Source organism: Yersinia sp. SCPM-O-B-9106 (C-191) (assembly GCF_026183365.1).
In the GTDB taxonomy this organism is placed as follows: Bacteria; Pseudomonadota; Gammaproteobacteria; order Enterobacterales; family Enterobacteriaceae; genus Yersinia; species Yersinia rochesterensis.
On sequence record NZ_CP110791.1, the window covers coordinates 3901532 to 3917877 of the forward strand.

The window sequence follows — 16346 nt, forward strand, 5'->3', positions numbered from 1 at the left end:
AGTTAGGCTCCCTTAACCAAGCGGTTAATGCAGGTGTAAATCGTCTCGAGCTGCGATGGCGTCACACTGCGCACATCCACCTCAATCTTGCCTTCGTTGGCTTTGTAAGCGCGGAAGTAAATGGCAATATCGCCATTTTTGAGTGCCTCGACCAAATCTGGTGTTGAACGGCCAATTTTGGCTTCATCAAAGCTAATTTCAGTGCGGGCAATATCACGCCCCGCGGCATCCCAAACCACTTTGGCTGAGACACCATCAATAGTATTTAACTGGCTGATAAATGGCGTCATTTTGTCAATCATCTGCTGGCCAGTTTCTTTCTCCAGCGTCATGTAGCTTTCAATCGCGCGGGTCAAGCCAAGGATGCCCTCTTTACCCACTTTCATCGCCCGGCCAATGCCGTTTGATTGCAATTTCACCCAATCTACATAGGTTTTTTTGCCCAACACTAAGCCGCTGGTCGGCCCTTCAATGGCTTTTGCACCGCTATAAATCACCAAATCAGCGCCCATTTGGTAGTAACACTGCAAATCTTCTTCTGCGGCGGCATCAACAATTAATGGCAATTGATGCTTGCGCGCGATCACCACCGCCTGCTCAACTGACAAAATGCTTTTTTGCACACAATGATGGGATTTTATATACAAGATCGCCGCCGTATTCGGCGTGATCGCCGCTTCCAGTTGTTCTGGCAAGCACTCATTGGCATAACCCGCTTCCACCACTTTGCCGCCGCCCAATGTCACCATGGTATCAACCGGCGCGCCAAAATTAACATTGTGGCCCTTGGGCAAAACAATCTCATGGGGCACAGTGCGCGGTGCGGCGTGTAAGTTAACCAGTAAATTGGCATTGTCTTTGACAATCACGGCGGCGACCGACTGGGCTATCCCGGCAGAAGCGCAAGACACCACCACCGCACTTTCTACACTCAGTAAGCTCGCAATATAAGCGCCCGTCTGATTCACCAAATCTTTCATGACAAAGTAATGATTCAGACCCAGCTCCACGGCCTCAACCACATCCTGCCGTGGCGTTGAGACACCCAGCATCGTCATGCGGCCAGAAGCATTAATCACATGCTTTAACTGGTATTTTTCATAGACTGAAGACATCTTTTAACTTCCCTTCATCAGTTAATACTAAGTCACCGGCGACGACCGCAGCCAGTGGCACCAGATACTTCTCACCGGTTACCGATTTACCCTCTGAATCACTGAACACCTGAGGCTGTTGTTTCAGCTCAAAAATAGTGAAATCAGCGTCATAGCCAGTATCCAGCACCCCTTTATGGGTTAGGCGCAGGGCCTGTGCGGCATTTTCTGTCACACAGCGAATCACTTGCTCAAGGCTCAAGCCAATAGTGAAAAATTTGGACATCACGGTCGCCAGACTATGGACTGGCCCGCTCAGGCGGTTGCGGCAATAAATGTCGGAACTGATGGTGTGCGGGTAAATTCCTTGCTTGATGGCAAGCTCGGCCACATCAAAACTGAAACTGGCGCTACCGTGGCCCACATCTAATAATACGCCGCGCTTCAGCGCCCGCTGGATGGATTCACGTAAGGCACCGGCAGGGGTCAAAATTCGGTTCGGTTTGCCATTGTAGCAATGGGTAATAATGTCGCCCTGAGTCAGTAAATCGGCAATTTCATCCAGATCCGGCGGGTTATTGCCAATATGCACCATCAGCGGCAACTGGTTGTTTTCTTGCTGAATTTCTTTAGCGCGCACCAAGGGTTTGATGCCATTTTTACCGACTACGCTGCTACTCATGCGCGCTTTGATGCCAATAATAAAACCGGGATTGCGGGCAATTGCCTCAGCCACACTTTGCTTATCAATCTGCGCCATATCGGCTAATTCGTTTTGCGTGACAATGCCGGTTTTCGCAATATTCAGAAAAGCATAAACATGGGTTTTGGCCGCGCGGGTTAAGCGGTAAAAATCATCTATATCATTGGCGCCGGTGCTGCCTGCATCCACCACCGTGGTGACGCCACTGGCAACGCCGACTAAATCGGCTTCATCATGATAAATAGGTGACGCGGGGTAACAGTGGACATGGGAATCAATCCAGCCAGCACTGAGGTAATATTTCCCGGCCAAATCCAATACTTTTTTAGCCGGTTTCGCTAAAAGCCCCGTTTGATTATTTGGCACTGCAGAAATAGCCGTATCCACGGCCATTATTTTGCCGTTATTAATCGCGATATCAACCTGACGGCCATCAACTAATACTGCTCCAGTGATAATAAAGTCATACATTATCTTTATTCTCCATTATAGCCTTCTTAACTTGATGTCGCGGCGGGGTAAATATCCCGTCATTGGAATATTTACCCTGTGGATTAAGAGATTGCGACTGGGAAAATAGACCCTAAAATCATGGCACCCAAAATTGCGCCACCGGTAATAGGTTTGTTCCACAGATAAAATAGTAATGCGCCGCCTAAAGAACCGATACCAATTGGAATTGAGGCGGTAATGGCGGACAAAATAATCAATGGCCCTAAGAAACGGCCAGATGAATTACCTGCGCCCATCATGACATCAGCACCGTAAGTCGAATTACTTTGGTTAATGGTAAATTTACGTGCCAAAATAATCAGATAGCCGATAGCTAAACCAATAACCAAACCCGTCACTAAAGAAGCAGCGAAATTAGCGACTGGGAAGACAAATCCAGCGCCCAGTAATAATGCTGGCACGCCCAGACCAACGCCAGTTTGAATGGCTCCACCGATATCCAAAATACCGACCAGCGAACCTTCAATAATTCGGGCGAATAAGAAACTGGCACCAAATGCAGCAACCGCACCATAAACACCGGTGTCCATGCCCGCACGTAGCATTGAAACAAAGGCCACTTCGTTAAATGCGCCGATCCCATATAAATAATACATATGGGTACCCGCGAATACACCGGAGGATAATAATCCTACAAAGATCGGAAATGACCAGTCGGCATACCAGAAATTATTCTTGGTTTGTTCATCCATCATCAAGCTCCTCTCGCTGTGTTATTTTCCGCTTAATGCGTTATGAATAGTGTCGAGCCATACTGGAGCACTCAGACTGAATGATTCCAGGAATTTCAGATCGAATCCGCGGAAGAAACCACTGAGCACGAATAACAGCACAATAACTGTCATCATGATTTTGGTAACTTTATTCCAGCCGCTTTCCTCAACACCTTTACCAATTAAAATACCCAGAACCAGGCCCGGTACTGCGTTGCCCATAATTAACTGCGCCAAACCGCCGAAAATAGTGGCCCAGAAACCAGAGCGACGCCCAGCATCAATTGCCGCTAACCAGAAAATAACTGGCATCACGGTGTTAACCAGAATATTTGCCGCAGGTACCAGCACTTTAATTGCCGTGACCTGTAATGCCGCAGGAACTGCCGATGCCGTGGTATTTAAAAAGCTGACCACAATAACCCCGATAATCCCGCAGGCAATCGCCATTTTTTTCGGGTTATGCATGGTTTCCGCCACATTGCGATTTTTAATCATCAATGCTGCGGCACCCCAGTTAGGAATAATGCGGTGGTCGACGTCTTGAGTAAAAGCCCCTGCTGCCACTGAAGAAGCCCAGGCGTTGAAGAAGAACCCTAACCCAAAGGAGAAATGCGAAGCCGGATCACCCTCACACGAGTTCAACTCGCCCAAGGTACGAAACGCCCCCATTCCCTGTATGGTCGGTGCATGGAACATGCGGGCGGCCCCCACACCAACCCCCACACCGACCAATCCGCCGATAATAATCGACTTAAAAAGAATGATTAGAAACATCAGTTTATCCTTTTCATCTTATTTAGAAACGAAGATAACCTTATCTGTATTAATGATTGTCACACTCACGGTAATATCTAATTCGACACTGTAGGTTTTTCTTTCCCGCGACAGGAAAAAGAATAAAAACTTTTCATTTTTTACTGATAATTCTGCTTTTAATACTTTTACGTCTTGTGGCTCAATTCGCAGCAAAATATTTTGTGTCGACTTCAATACCGTATTCTGGACATTACCGAGTGCATTAGCGAAAGCTTTACCTTTAGTATCGCCTTTACCTTTGACTTGCACCTGAGTGGTATATTGCTCTTTCATTACGGCTGACCATATTTCTTGATATAGGCTTCCACTAGCTTTTGCCCTAATTCTTCTTTATCCATAAATCCGAAGCCTAAAACCTTGCAGCCTTCGTTTATTGCCGTCACGCCTTCTTCCACTGAACGCATGCCGTATTTAGCTTTGTAGCCATATTTATTTTGTGCAGTAATAGCGCCTGCACCGCCACTACCACAGAATGAAATACCGAAATCTGCTTGTTCGCTATTCATCACATCGCCCAATTTCATATCTGCGGCCACTCCGGGAATAACCACCACACGGCCACCAGCTAACTCAACACCTTGCCCAACTTTCTGGCCTTTTCCTAAACGGTCGCCAATCACAACAGTAATTTGACTCATAGTATTTTCTCCAGAACAGGTTTTTATGGGTTATTATCTTTCGCTACTTCAAAATGCACCGACAACAAATAAGCTTCTTCAATGGGTAAATTAGGAAATTTATCGACCACCTGCTGAGCCATTTGCATCGAATGTGCTGAAATCTCATCAAATAATGATTTATCCACTTCAGGTAGTGGCTCGCCCGTTATTGAGCGCAAGACCATAGCCCGAATATGTGATGTCAACATTTGCTGCTGAACAGCATTGGTAAAAATATTTTCGGCATTTAACATCGCGGTAATTTCACCTAATATCCGCTCAGTGATGGTAATGGCCTCTTTCATTCCAGGGTCTTCGGCTGCATTCAATGCGGCTACATCATTCACGCTGGCAATCCTCTATTCCTTACGGCTACAACTTTCTGACTGCAAAGATAAGTTCAGTTATTTATTCGTCATCCCTTGCCTCTGCGCTATAACATCACCCTACCTGCAAGCGGAATGGGTGTGTAGCGGCATTTTTTCCAGTTCAAAGTGGAAATGTAATGGACTGAAGGGATCACTTTCGCAAAATACGCCGTCACATCCCTAACTTAATCATTAACAACAAAATAACTTGCTATATAAATAGAGGGTGGAAGCAGATACTGGAAAAAAGTTCGTGATCCGGATCTCTTTCTTTTCTCGCCGGAAGCGCCTAATATCAGAGTAATATTAAGCTATTTTCGAACACCCCCTCTCCTATGGCGTGGGGGTGTTGTTTTTATGTTTTGTTGAAATTGAATTGGAGAGTGGTATGACCAAGCCAACCATCACGATTAACGAGCTGGATGCTGAACGTTTGGATGCGTTACTGGCGCAACCGGCCTTTGCCGGTTCAGTGGTCGCAACAGCGCTCAATGAAGAACTGGATCGGGCAGAAATCCTGCCCCCGAATGCTATCCCGGCAGATGTCGTGACCATGAACAGTCGCGTGCGTTTTCGCGATCTGAACAGCCAGGAAGAACATATCCGCACATTGGTTTATCCGGCGTCGCTGAAAGACAGCAACGAGCAGCTCTCTGTCATGGCACCATTAGGTGCGGCATTGCTGGGGTTGCATGTGAATAACGAAATTAGTTGGAAATTGCCGGGTGGGGATGAAGCCCGCATTATCGTGCTGGAATTGCTTTATCAGCCGGAAGCTGCCGGTGAATATCACCGCTAATTTATGTAATGGGGTAACGACCTAAGGCCATTACCCTCTTTCCCTGATCAGCGGTACTTTTTGTGGTAAGTATCGCGCGTCGGTTTAAAGTCTTGTGCCGCTTTTTTAGCTTCATCTAACTTGCCTTGACCAGCTAATGCCAGAGCACCATCAATCTGCCCGATCAATAAGTCTAAACCGTGGCGGAAATCTTTCACTTCAGGACTATCTTCAGCTTTGTCTTTTAACTTAGTCGGAATCCCTTTCTGTGCATCAAGTGCTGCCACCCGCATTGCCTGTAAACCTTGATTAATCGCATCGGTAGAGTCGGCTTTCAGCACTTTGCCGTAATTCTCGGCAATCGTATCCATGTTATCTGCCACACTGGCAGCCATCGCCAAGCTGCTGGCACACAGCAATGCCGCGGCCATCAAGGCCATTATTTTCTTGCTCATGCTCACATTCCTTATAATTATTGTTAAATCACGACACATCATTATTACATTGCTCATACATAACATAGGCAATGCAAGGACAATCTGACAATGACTTTTTGTAATCAAATAAGGAAAGCTCGAAAAAGAGCAAAAAAAAACTGGCAACAGATGCCAGCTTTAGATTCACAGCAACAATATATTATTCGCCCGCAATCTTCATCGCAGGTAATAAAATAGAGCCGCACTGAATGTTACTGCGGGTTTCGATGTCGCTGCCCACACTCACGATATTACGCAACATATCTTTCAGATTACCGGCGATGGTTATCTCGCTGACCGGATACTGAATCTCACCGTTTTCAACCCAAAAACCGGCCGCGCCACGGGAATAATCACCGGTCACGGTGCTAACCCCCTGCCCCATTAACTCAGTCACCACCAACCCTTTGTCCAGTTGTTTGAGCATCCCGGCGAAGTCCTGCCCCTGACCGGCAATGCGCCAGTTATGGATACCACCCGCATGGCCGGTACTTTGCAGCCCCAACTTACGGGCCGAATAGCTGGTCAACAGATAGGTTTGCAGCACCCCGTCCTTGACGATTTCGCGTTGCAGCGTGCGCACGCCCTCACTGTCAAAGGGGGTCGAAGCCAAGCCACGCAGTAAATGTGGATGTTCTTCAATAGTTAGCCACTCCGGCAAAATCTGCTTGCCAAGGTGGTCGAGTAAGAAAGTGGATTTACGATAAATATTGCCGCCGCTAATGGCCGAAACCAAGTGACCAAACAGGCCGGTAGCGACTTCTGCGGCAAACAGCACCGGCGACTGCATAGTCGGCAGTTTGCGGGGTGATAAGCGGGATAAAGTACGGCGGGCGCACTCTTCACCGACCCATTCCGGGTTGGCTAAATCTTCCATTCGACGGCCAATGGTATAGGCGTAATCCCGCTCCATATCACCATTGTGCTCTGCAATCACACTGCTGGAGAGTGAATGGCGGCTTGAGCAGTAACTCTGCAACATCCCGTGGCTATTACCGAACACCCTGATGCCATAATGGCTATTAAAACTACCACCTTCGGTATTGGTAATCCGCTTGTCAGCCTGCAATGCCGCTTGTTCTGCGCGGGCGGCCAGTAAGATACCTTGCTCAGCATCTAAATCGCTCGGATGGAACAAATCCAGATCTGGCGCTTCAAAGGCCAGCAGCGATTTTTCCGCCGGGCCAGCATAAGGATCCGGTGAGGTATAGCGGGCGATATCCAGTGCAGCCTGCACTGTACGGGCGACCGCATCCGGATTTAAGTCAGTGGTGGAGGCGCTACCCTTACGCTGTTGATGATAAACAGTGATTCCCAGCGCACCATCGCTGTTGAATTCCACGTTTTCCACTTCACCAAAGCGGGTGCTGACACTGATTCCGGTGGTTTTGCTTACGGCAACTTCGGCCGCATCAGAACCCGCACGGGCTAACTCTAAAGCCTGTGCAACTGCTTGTTCCAGCGTTTTACGCTGTTCTGCAACTTGAGTGACTACTTTCATCAGTCTGCCATAATTAATGAGATAATCGTTCAGGAAAGTGTCGTAATACGACGACTTACACGGATAAAATAGAGAATGTCCTGATTCTGAGTTTATCAGAGATCTCCGTACAATTTCGCAGAAAGCCAACAGCCTGCTACAATTAGCCTCTTTTTAAGGAATTTGACCATGAACAAGCAGCCCGAAGACTGGCTAGATGAAGTCCCAGAAGATAAAAATGACGATGATGAAGAAATTATCTGGGTCAGTAAAAGTGAAATTAAACGTGATGCTGAAGCGCTGAAAGACCTCGGTACTGAACTGGTTGAGCTGGGTAAAAATGCGCTAGAGAAGATCCCATTGGATGAAGATCTGCTGGCAGCCGTTGAATTAGCACAGAAAATCAAGAAAGAAGGCCGCCGCCGCCAGATCCAGTTAATTGGTAAAATGCTGCGCGCCCGTGATGTAGAGCCGATTCAAACTGCATTGGATAAACTGAAAAACCGCCATAATCAGCAAGTCTCGCTGTTCCACAAACTGGAATTACTGCGCGACCGTTTGGTTGAAGAAGGCGATGATGCCATCCCGACCGTGTTGGAATTGTATCCAGAGGCTGACCGCCAACAGCTGCGTAGCTTGGTGCGTAATGCCCAGAAAGAGAAAGCTGCCAACAAACCGCCGAAATCATTCCGCCAGATTTTCCAGTATCTGCGTGAATTGGCTGAGAAAAAGTAATCATCGGGCGGGGCCGGGTCAAAGGGGCCAGTTCAAGTTATATTGAAACGCAGGCTCCCGGCCAGCTCCTCTTCCGCCTCTTCGAACAATAAAACTATTGCCCCAAAACGGCGTTTCCGGCGGTGATTGAAATGAATAAATTCAATCTCTACCGGTAAAGCTATCTCGCCCGTTACCACATCCCACAGCGCATCCAGATTGGCACCAAAACCTTCGCCCAGCGCAAACTTTTGGGAGAATGCGTCGTAAAAAGCGGGAAGATCCGGTATATGGTCAAAATCGAATACCACTTTTACCATCTTTTTACTCCATCCGAATGAAATGCTTGTAGTGATCCTGAGTCAGATAAATCAGGCCGTCATTGGAGTAAAGCAACCGATCAGTACCACGATGCCCGCAACGATAATTCACATCGGCCTCACGCCAGTTGCGGCCTTTGGCATCGGGCAGTTGGCGTTCACGGTTAGAAAAACGATCGCCACCAATGGCCTTACCCGGCAATACCTTACACAAATTGCCGTCTTTGGGATTCCAGCCCTTTTCGCGCGCCTGTTGCTTAGTAATATAAAAATCCGGCAGGCGGTGATGGGCTTGCAAGTATTTGACCACCTGCTGGTGCTGAGTTAATTGCTCGATAGGTGCTGGGGCCGATAACTGTGGCCGCTCTAAGTCCGGCGCTTGGCCGATAGCGCGCACAGTGACACCGTCGATACTCTGCCATGCTGCCACGGCCAACACCAATAACGCCGCCAGAATAGCTATAAGTCGTTTATTCATGGTTCTCCTTAACCTTTTGTGTTCCTCTCGTTGTGCTGCTCATGGTGATTGCCCATGCCCCACTCTATTAATCAAAATACGATATGAATCTGCATCATAGATTGCCCAGATGAAGGGTTTTGACTTCCATAAACTCATCCAGCCCCAGCACCGAACCTTCACGACCCAGACCAGATTCTTTAACGCCACCGAAAGGCGCTAACTCGGTTGAAACCGAGCTTTCGTTCACACCAATCATACCGCTTTCCAGCGCATCTGAAACCCGGAATACTCGCTGTAAGTTCTGAGTATAAAAATAAGCCGCTAACCCGAATGGCGTGTTATTCGCCCGCTGAATGACTTCCTCTTCCGTTTTAAAACGGAAACACGCCGCCAGTGGGCCAAAGGTCTCTTCAGAGGCCACTTTCATCTGCTCGGTAGCATCTGCAATCACCGTCGGCTGGAAGAAATTACCGCCCAGTTTATGGCGGCTACCACCGGCCAATAATCGCCCGCCTTTCTCTAGCGCATCTTTGACGTGATCTTCCACTTTTTCCAACCCTGCGAGGTTAATCAGCGGCCCCATATTGACGTCTTTATCCATGCCGTTGCCCACTTTCAGTTTCTTGACTTCAGCGGCCAGCCGATTAACAAACTCGTCATAGACGCCATCCTGAATATAGAAGCGGTTGACACAAACACAGACTTGCCCGGCATTGCGGAATTTACAGGCCATAGCGCCCGCGATGGCAGCATCCAAATCGGCATCATCAAACACGATATACGGCGCATTCCCCCCCAGTTCCATGGAGATTTTCTTCATGGTGGCGGCGGCATTGCGCATCAAGGTTTTGCCGACTTCAGTCGAGCCGGTAAAGGAGATTTTGCGCACTTCAGGGCTGGCCATGATGGCATCACTGATAGCATGGGTATCACCGGCAACACCATTAAGCACCCCGGCGGGCACCCCCGCCTGCTCGGCCAATGCCAGCAAAGCAAAGGCGGAAAGCGGCGTATTGTTAGCCGGTTTAATCAGCCCGGTACAACCGGCTGCCAGTGCAGGCCCCAGTTTGCGGGTGAGCATCGCCAATGGGAAATTCCACGGCGTGATAGCCGCCACCACACCGACCGGTTCGCGGGTCGCCAGTATGCGGGCACCTTCTTTAGCGGGCGGGATGATTTCGCCATTGGCACGTTTAGCCTGCTCACTAAACCATTGAATAAAGCTGGCGGCATAAGCAACCTCGCCCAGTGCTTCTTTCAATGGTTTACCTTGCTCAGAAACCATTATTTCAGCCAATGATTGCTGGTGTTCCATAATCAGAAGATACCAACGCTGTAAAATTTCTGCGCGCTGTTTTGCGGGAGTTTTGCGCCAGGCAGGGAAAGCTTCGCTAGCGGCTTTAATGGCAGCTTCCGTTTCCTGTTTACCGGATTTAGCGACTTTTGCGACCAGCTCGCCGGTCGCAGGATTATGAACCGCAAAAGTATCCTGCGCCTGATGCCAAGAACCGCCGACAAAATAGCCAATATGATAAACACCGTCGCTATGTCGTTGCGCTTGTAATGGATTGCTTAATGAGTTGCTCGATGGATTTTGTGCTGACATCTTGTCGACCTCCTGAGGGAAATAATGCCCTCCATCAGTGGAGGGCGAGGAAGGATGGTTCCATTAAGTATATACCCAAAGTCATTGGAATTACCGGTAGGCAGCCAGCGAGCGCACCCCGATGAGCTGACCCATGTCAGTGATTCGGGTAAGTGAACGCCGCTAACAACCCGGAGGTTTCAAGGACGAAGGGTATGGTTAGATAAGTGCACTCTGATACTTGTGCAGCATATCAGCCAGCCGTTTTACTGGGCGGGTAACAGAATCAGGCGATTGATAATCCACTAATTTCTGCTGATATTGGTCTAATTCTTGTAATAGCCGAGCAAAATAATAGCGCCGTTTTTGCGAATTTTTGGCATTAATAACGCGATCCGCGGTATAGCGGATTTGCTTATGAAAAGCACTCAATTCGGCATTAACCGGGACTTCCGTTTTATTGAGCCGCTGATGAGCAATTATCAGGGTCAAAGCCAGCCGATATTTGTCGAGATCACCGGGGAACATCATCAAAAGCTGATTCAATTGCTGATACAGCGCCGGTAAATGGTTTTCATTGCGGCGCGCTTTATTGGTGGTCAGGGCAGATACTGCGCTGTAAACAAAGCGGTTTAATAAGGTTCTGCCGGTTCTGTCTTTGGCATTATCGCGGATCAGCAACAACACAATCAGAGAAACGAAACAGCCGACAATTTGGCCTAATGCGCTGTCGAGAAACAAACTGACATTAAATTGCATCGGATTACTCAGCACGATAATGTTGATGGTGCTGGCTAGCGTCCCCAATGAACCCAAGCGCCGCTTTTGCACTTCGATCCCAATAATAAATGCCAGCAACCCTAGGCTGATGCATAACAGCAACATACTTTGCTGAGTCGCGGGAATGATAAACATAAAGTAAAGCGCCCCGATGGGCAGCGCCATAATCACCCCCAGCAGAAAATCGAGCGCCACCATGCGCGGATTAGGCGTTCGCATCGCCAGCGAAGTGACCACTGCAATCATCACCATACAGCCCGCCCCCGATGTCCAGCCCGTCCATAGCCAGAATAACCCACCAATCGCCGTCGCGACACCGGTACGCAAACCGTTAATCATTGCATGGTGCCCCTCGGCGGAGACATGTTTCACCGGCACAACACCGGCCAAAATATCCTCCTCTACCCGGCTAATGCTGCTGTTGGTATGAATCCCTTTTGACAATAATAAATAGCGGGTTGCCGCACCGACCCAACTACTAATGGTATGTGGGATTGCGTCACTGTGGCTGGCACCCATAAATTGGCGCAGTTTTTTCATTTTTTGATGAATTTCAGCCGACGTTTGCGCCGGTTCGCTCAACATAGTTTTCAGTTCAGCGGTCAAGATATCGGGGTGATTGGCGAGCACTAGATAGGTTTCACACGCCTGAGTGATTAACGTTAATGATTCAGTATGCAATACCTGTAAACGGCGATCACAGCGCTGCCAACGGGAAGATTCCATCATCAGATAGCTGCGCATCCCATTGAGTGCCGTAGTATTTTTGACTAAATCACTCCAGGCGCGGTCGATATCCGTTTTTTCTGCCGGGCGAATACACAGTTGCAACAGCCGATATTGATCGACTAAAACTTTATCGACCAGCCGATCAATATCTTGCTTAATTGATCGCGGGGAAAACAGTAGATCCGCCATCACGGCGCAGACGATCCCCAACACAATCTCGCTACAGCGTTCAACCGCAAATTGCGGTGTTAATAAAGGACTCTCGCCGGTCGTCACAATGATGATAAGCGCAGTATAACCTGCTAAACCAAAGGCATAGGAGTTTTCGACGCGAACCAATGATGAAATCCAGGTGCATACCCCAGCCCACAGACAGCAAAGCATTAAAGTCAATACTGGCGCTCTGATGGTCAGAACAATAATAATCAAGCCACCAATGCAGCCAATGAATGTCCCGATAATACGCAGCCAGCCACGATGGCGAATTGCACCGGAAAAAGGTTCACCACCGGCCGCAAAAGCTGGGCCAGCGGCGACAATCGCCGCAGTCAATACTGACCAGCGCGGTGTTTCCAATTGCAGATGAAAACCGAGGAACAGCGCCGCCAAAATGGCAAAACTGAGCTTGAAAGCAAAGCGCAGGCGGATAAAAGCCGGGCTGCTCATCTTAGCCAAACTCGCGCAGGCGATGCATCAATTTCACTATCGGCGATGATTGATTAGGGTCGCGATCATTCGTTCCCGTGATGACCACAGTCGCGGTGGTCCCCGCCGGGTAAGGATGCTGCTGAACCTCACTATCCAGGCGGATCTTCACTGGCACGCGCTGCGCCAGCCGTACCCATTCGAGATTATTATCAATGGTCGCCAGCCCTTTGCTATCCGCACTGCTGCTACTGTTGGTCACCCCCGCAGAGATACTGTCGACGGTGCCGTGCAGAATGCGGTTGCTGCCGAGCGGCGTGATTTCTGCCCGATACCCCGGTTTAACCCCTTCCAATTTGGTCTCTTCCAAATAAGCCAAGATATAGAAAGTGTCTTTCTTCACTAATGCAACGGCGGTGGCTCCGCGATTAATAAATTCTCCGGCATGGACATTTAGGTTGGTTACCCAGCCTTCAGCGGGCGCACGCACTGTAGTTCGCTCCAGATCAAGCTGCGCTAAATCACGCACCGCAATAGCTTTCGCCAATTGATGACGGACGGTTTGTAGCACATTGCTGGATTGATCAATTTCTTCTTGTGACAGCGCCTGAACCCCTAAACGTTGGCGTCTGCCGGATTCCCGTTGTTTCTCAGCAGCCAGTGTTTGGTAATAAGCAACATCGGCCTCGGCTTCAGCCAGCGCTTGCTGATAGCGCGGCTGATCAATGACAAACAGGATTTGGCCTTTCTGCACCAATTGGTTGTCTTTTACCGGCACATCAGTAATTAAGCCACTGACATCTGGCGCAATCGCGACCACATCTGCGGTAAATTTTGCATCACGAGTCCACGGCGATTCGGTATAAAAAGCCCATACCTTAAAAACAGCGATAACAGCCAGTAAAACCACCAATAAGGTGATGCCGATGCGGATTATTTTTAATGCAAAAGTACTCACGGCGACCTCAGGAAGAAAGACGAGAAATTAAGTAAAAAAGGCAGCAATACAACGCGGTATTAAACAGTGCCGGATGCCAGACAAACTCATAAATACCAGTGGGTTGTAGTAATCTGCGCACCACAAAAAAAAGTGCCAGGGAAAGAAGCAGTTCAAGAAATATCGGCGGGAAAGACAGACCGAAAATCACCATCACCGGAAGCAAACTCATTCTTTAAATCCTTTTTGTTATTGGGTACCGGTGCCTCCACCTGAGTGAATAATCAGGCCGGTAACGAAACTCATCCAATCATTACAACCACAGCTAAAAGCAAGAGCCATAAGCCCACTCTATGAATTAAACTTAAATAACGAGTATAACTGTTGTTTGAATAAGACTCGGGCTACGTGGTTTTCAACCTTGAGACGGTTCTCCCGACAGCAGTATATTAGCCTGCTTATTATCAGCTTATCTACAATGTGTGATCTAAATCACTTTTAAGCCAGAGTTAACAATCACTGTGAAAAAATCTATCTGGAGGGACTATGGAAAGATTAAAACGGATGTCAGTATTTGCCAAAGTGGTTGAATGCGGATCTTTTACCGGTGCTGCACGGCAGTTGGAAATGAGTGTTTCTTCAATCAGCCAGACCGTATCAAAACTGGAAACAGAGCTAAATGTTAAGCTGCTTAACCGCAGCACCCGTCGTATTGGCCTGACAGAAGCAGGGCGGATTTATTATCAGGGCTGCCGACGCATGTTGCAGGAAGTACAAGAAGTTCATGAGCAACTGTATGCTTTTAACAACACGCCGACCGGCACACTGCGCATCGGTTGTTCATCAACTATGGCACAAAATGTGCTGGCAACCATGACAGCTGAGATGCTGAAAGAGTACCCCGGCCTGTCAGTTAATCTGGTCACCGGTATTCCGGCTCCGGACTTGATTGCCGATGGTTTGGATGTAGTGATCCGCGTGGGTGCCTTACAGGATTCTGGGCTATTTTCCCGCCGCCTCGGTTCGATGCCGATGGTCGTATGTGCCGCCAAAAGCTATTTGTTGCAGCATGGCACCCCTGAAAAACCCAGTGACATGACCAACTTCTCTTGGCTGGAATACAGTGTGCGGCCAGACAGTAATTTTGAATTGATTGCACCAGAAGGTATTACCACGCAAATATCGCCACAGGGGCGCTTTGTCACCAATGACTCACAGACCATGATCCGCTGGTTAAAGGCGGGTGCCGGAATCGCCTATGCACCCCTCATGTGGGTAATAGAAGAAATCAAGCGTGGTGAAGTTGAAGTTCTGTTTAAAAAATACCATTCAGATCCCCGGCCGGTATATGCGTTATATACCGAGAAAGATAAAATGCCCCTCAAAGTTCAAGTCTGCATTGATTATTTAACCGAGTATTTTAAGCGTGTCGCTGAGATATATCACAGTTATCGCTAAATATTTGATCAATTTGTATAAATAAAAAGCGTTATTTCATAGGAAATTTCTTCAATTTAATTAAGAATAATCTCATCAATTCAAATTGACTAAATTCGCCCAAGCACTTCCAATATCTGGAATAGACTAAAAACTCTATATCACTATATATTGAGTTGTACATATGGCGCATTTAAAAACAAAGTGGTGCATATGTTTATATCAAAAAACTTACTGGTATTTATTACTACAGTTCAAGAAGGATCCTTAACAAACGCAGCAATAAAGCTATTTTCAACACCACCGCCGATGAGCCGGAGTATAAAAATACTCGAAGAAGAATTGGGTTTTAAGTTATTTACCCGCGCGACTTCAGGGCTAAAACTAACAGATAAAGGCAGTAAATTTTATAAGGATATCTTCCCCACCTACACACGATTAGTGGAGATGAGTAAAATATACAAAAGAAGTAAAAGCGGAACCATTAATATAGGAACTCATCAGTTAAAATCAACATATGCAGGTTTTATATGCGATTACTTCTTATCCTCAGGTCATTGTAACATTGAATTACAAGAAAATATAACTGATATAAATCAATTAGATATTGTTATAAGCGCCAAGGAGATAAAAAAATGTGACTTTGACGTTAAATTAGTGGCCACTTGCAAAGCAATTTTGCTATATGCATCACATTTAAATGATTTACCCAATAAAATAGAGCATCTTAAAAAACTCCCGTTTTTACAAAGCAACCTTTTCTCTTCTTCATGCGCATTTAAAGATTTTTTTGAACACATGAAACAGCAAGGATTTAGAGGGGAAATATTACATGTAGATAATCAACGCGTTCGTTATAACCTCATTGAAAAAGGCGCAGGAATATCATTAACAGCAGAAAGTTTTAGTTCAGAAAAAGATGCTTATAAAGAATTAAATATCAGTTATAACAAAGATGTAGATTTAGAAATGAATTATTACATTTATTTAAAAAGCTCGGTTATTAAAAAATATTTTTTTATAACCTATGTGCAGAAAAATTCGCCACTTTCATGGCGGGAAGTCAATATTACAAGTTAATACTTCTAGTTTAACAACAGCCTGCAATAAAACCGAACACTCTTATGACTGGCTAT

At 47.2% G+C, this 16346-nt stretch carries 19 protein-coding genes; 4 read left to right on the forward strand and 15 right to left on the reverse strand.

Annotation, left to right across the window (positions count from 1 at the left end):
- Positions 1–2 precede the first annotated feature (2 nt).
- The 7 genes from OP863_RS17655 to OP863_RS17685 form a co-directional block, all read right to left on the reverse strand.
- Positions 3–1115: a DgaE family pyridoxal phosphate-dependent ammonia lyase gene (locus tag OP863_RS17655; protein WP_145591250.1), complete on the reverse strand. Its 1113-nt coding sequence runs from the start codon at positions 1113–1115 to the stop codon at positions 3–5.
- Positions 1099–2268, reverse strand: coding sequence for an amidohydrolase/deacetylase family metallohydrolase (locus OP863_RS17660; RefSeq protein ID WP_265525669.1), 1170 nt, complete (start codon positions 2266–2268; stop codon positions 1099–1101). Before OP863_RS17660 ends, OP863_RS17655 begins: the two co-directional genes overlap by 17 nt.
- Before the next feature lie 83 nt (positions 2269–2351).
- A complete protein-coding gene (locus tag OP863_RS17665; RefSeq protein ID WP_032815601.1) occupies positions 2352–3002 on the reverse strand; it encodes a DUF4310 family protein in 651 nt (216 codons plus the stop codon).
- A gap of 21 nt (positions 3003–3023) precedes the next feature.
- Positions 3024–3800, reverse strand: coding sequence for a DUF4311 domain-containing protein (locus OP863_RS17670; protein WP_004392358.1), 777 nt, complete (start codon positions 3798–3800; stop codon positions 3024–3026).
- An 18-nt stretch (positions 3801–3818) separates the two neighbouring features.
- Positions 3819–4115: a DUF4312 family protein gene (locus OP863_RS17675; RefSeq protein WP_038638687.1), complete on the reverse strand. Its 297-nt coding sequence runs from the start codon at positions 4113–4115 to the stop codon at positions 3819–3821.
- Positions 4115–4480: a glycine-rich SFCGS family protein gene (locus tag OP863_RS17680; protein WP_005271418.1), complete on the reverse strand. Its 366-nt coding sequence runs from the start codon at positions 4478–4480 to the stop codon at positions 4115–4117. The genes OP863_RS17675 and OP863_RS17680 overlap by 1 nt, the downstream gene beginning before the upstream one ends.
- 23 nt (positions 4481–4503) lie before the next feature.
- On the reverse strand, positions 4504–4848 hold the full coding sequence (locus tag OP863_RS17685) for a glycine dehydrogenase (protein WP_265525670.1): 345 nt from the start codon (positions 4846–4848) through the stop codon (positions 4504–4506).
- A 409-nt stretch (positions 4849–5257) separates the two neighbouring features.
- Between OP863_RS17685 and rnk the strand changes: the two genes are divergently transcribed.
- Positions 5258–5668: a nucleoside diphosphate kinase regulator gene (rnk, locus tag OP863_RS17690; protein ID WP_032820775.1), complete on the forward strand. Its 411-nt coding sequence runs from the start codon at positions 5258–5260 to the stop codon at positions 5666–5668.
- 47 nt (positions 5669–5715) lie between these two features.
- Here the strand turns inward: rnk and cybC are convergent, their stop codons facing one another.
- Positions 5716–6102, reverse strand: a complete 387-nt coding sequence (gene cybC / locus OP863_RS17695) for a cytochrome b562 (RefSeq protein WP_038638679.1) — start codon at positions 6100–6102, stop codon at positions 5716–5718.
- Between the two features lie 181 nt (positions 6103–6283).
- A complete protein-coding gene (gene pmbA / locus OP863_RS17700; protein WP_038638676.1) occupies positions 6284–7624 on the reverse strand; it encodes a metalloprotease PmbA in 1341 nt (446 codons plus the stop codon).
- A gap of 168 nt (positions 7625–7792) precedes the next feature.
- Between pmbA and yjgA the strand changes: the two genes are divergently transcribed.
- Positions 7793–8338, forward strand: a complete 546-nt coding sequence (yjgA, locus tag OP863_RS17705) for a ribosome biogenesis factor YjgA (RefSeq protein ID WP_050292186.1) — start codon at positions 7793–7795, stop codon at positions 8336–8338.
- 32 nt (positions 8339–8370) lie between these two features.
- Here yjgA and OP863_RS17710 read toward each other — a convergent pair whose 3' ends face one another.
- The 6 genes from OP863_RS17710 to aaeX form a co-directional block, all read right to left on the reverse strand.
- On the reverse strand, positions 8371–8637 hold the full coding sequence (locus OP863_RS17710; protein WP_038638670.1) for a barstar family protein: 267 nt from the start codon (positions 8635–8637) through the stop codon (positions 8371–8373).
- A gap of 4 nt (positions 8638–8641) precedes the next feature.
- Entirely contained in the window at positions 8642–9115 is a 474-nt protein-coding gene (locus OP863_RS17715; RefSeq protein ID WP_186368258.1) for a ribonuclease, read from the reverse strand.
- Between the two features lie 94 nt (positions 9116–9209).
- Positions 9210–10703 carry an NAD-dependent succinate-semialdehyde dehydrogenase gene (locus tag OP863_RS17720; protein ID WP_145589322.1) on the reverse strand — a complete coding sequence of 498 codons (1494 nt, stop codon included), beginning with the start codon at positions 10701–10703 and terminating at the stop codon, positions 9210–9212.
- Positions 10704–10901: 198 nt separating this feature from the next.
- Entirely contained in the window at positions 10902–12857 is a 1956-nt protein-coding gene (aaeB, locus tag OP863_RS17725) for a p-hydroxybenzoic acid efflux pump subunit AaeB (protein WP_265525671.1), read from the reverse strand.
- A 1-nt stretch (position 12858) separates the two neighbouring features.
- Entirely contained in the window at positions 12859–13794 is a 936-nt protein-coding gene (gene aaeA, locus OP863_RS17730) for a p-hydroxybenzoic acid efflux pump subunit AaeA (RefSeq protein ID WP_145591252.1), read from the reverse strand.
- A gap of 7 nt (positions 13795–13801) precedes the next feature.
- Positions 13802–14005 (reverse strand): p-hydroxybenzoic acid efflux pump operon protein AaeX, encoded by a 204-nt coding sequence (gene aaeX, locus OP863_RS17735; RefSeq protein WP_005163197.1) that lies wholly within the window; start codon positions 14003–14005, stop codon positions 13802–13804.
- 314 nt (positions 14006–14319) lie between these two features.
- On the opposite strand from aaeX, the gene aaeR reads away from it, so the two are divergent.
- Together aaeR and OP863_RS17745 are read left to right on the forward strand one after the other, a co-directional pair.
- Positions 14320–15231 (forward strand): HTH-type transcriptional activator AaeR, encoded by a 912-nt coding sequence (gene aaeR, locus OP863_RS17740; protein WP_038638653.1) that lies wholly within the window; start codon positions 14320–14322, stop codon positions 15229–15231.
- A gap of 192 nt (positions 15232–15423) precedes the next feature.
- On the forward strand, positions 15424–16290 hold the full coding sequence (locus tag OP863_RS17745) for a LysR family transcriptional regulator (protein WP_265525672.1): 867 nt from the start codon (positions 15424–15426) through the stop codon (positions 16288–16290).
- Positions 16291–16346 lie beyond the last annotated feature (56 nt).

Bases quoted from the DNA above. Each gene is read 5' to 3' on its own strand.
- OP863_RS17655 (WP_145591250.1), bottom strand. From the start codon at position 1,115: ATGTCTTCAGTCTATGAAAAATACCAGTTAAAGCATGTGATTAATGCT.
- OP863_RS17660 (WP_265525669.1), bottom strand. From the start codon at position 2,268: ATGTATGACTTTATTATCACTGGAGCAGTATTAGTTGATGGCCGTCAG.
- OP863_RS17665 (WP_032815601.1), bottom strand. From the start codon at position 3,002: ATGGATGAACAAACCAAGAATAATTTCTGGTATGCCGACTGGTCATTT.
- OP863_RS17670 (WP_004392358.1), bottom strand. From the start codon at position 3,800: ATGTTTCTAATCATTCTTTTTAAGTCGATTATTATCGGCGGATTGGTC.
- OP863_RS17675 (WP_038638687.1), bottom strand. From the start codon at position 4,115: ATGAAAGAGCAATATACCACTCAGGTGCAAGTCAAAGGTAAAGGCGAT.
- OP863_RS17680 (WP_005271418.1), bottom strand. From the start codon at position 4,480: ATGAGTCAAATTACTGTTGTGATTGGCGACCGTTTAGGAAAAGGCCAG.
- rnk (WP_032820775.1), top strand. From the start codon at position 5,258: ATGACCAAGCCAACCATCACGATTAACGAGCTGGATGCTGAACGTTTG.
- cybC (WP_038638679.1), bottom strand. From the start codon at position 6,102: ATGAGCAAGAAAATAATGGCCTTGATGGCCGCGGCATTGCTGTGTGCC.
- pmbA (WP_038638676.1), bottom strand. From the start codon at position 7,624: ATGAAAGTAGTCACTCAAGTTGCAGAACAGCGTAAAACGCTGGAACAA.
- yjgA (WP_050292186.1), top strand. From the start codon at position 7,793: ATGAACAAGCAGCCCGAAGACTGGCTAGATGAAGTCCCAGAAGATAAA.
- OP863_RS17710 (WP_038638670.1), bottom strand. From the start codon at position 8,637: ATGGTAAAAGTGGTATTCGATTTTGACCATATACCGGATCTTCCCGCT.
- OP863_RS17715 (WP_186368258.1), bottom strand. From the start codon at position 9,115: ATGAATAAACGACTTATAGCTATTCTGGCGGCGTTATTGGTGTTGGCC.
- OP863_RS17720 (WP_145589322.1), bottom strand. From the start codon at position 10,703: ATGTCAGCACAAAATCCATCGAGCAACTCATTAAGCAATCCATTACAA.
- aaeB (WP_265525671.1), bottom strand. From the start codon at position 12,857: ATGAGCAGCCCGGCTTTTATCCGCCTGCGCTTTGCTTTCAAGCTCAGT.
- aaeX (WP_005163197.1), bottom strand. From the start codon at position 14,005: ATGAGTTTGCTTCCGGTGATGGTGATTTTCGGTCTGTCTTTCCCGCCG.
- aaeR (WP_038638653.1), top strand. From the start codon at position 14,320: ATGGAAAGATTAAAACGGATGTCAGTATTTGCCAAAGTGGTTGAATGC.
- OP863_RS17745 (WP_265525672.1), top strand. From the start codon at position 15,424: ATGTTTATATCAAAAAACTTACTGGTATTTATTACTACAGTTCAAGAA.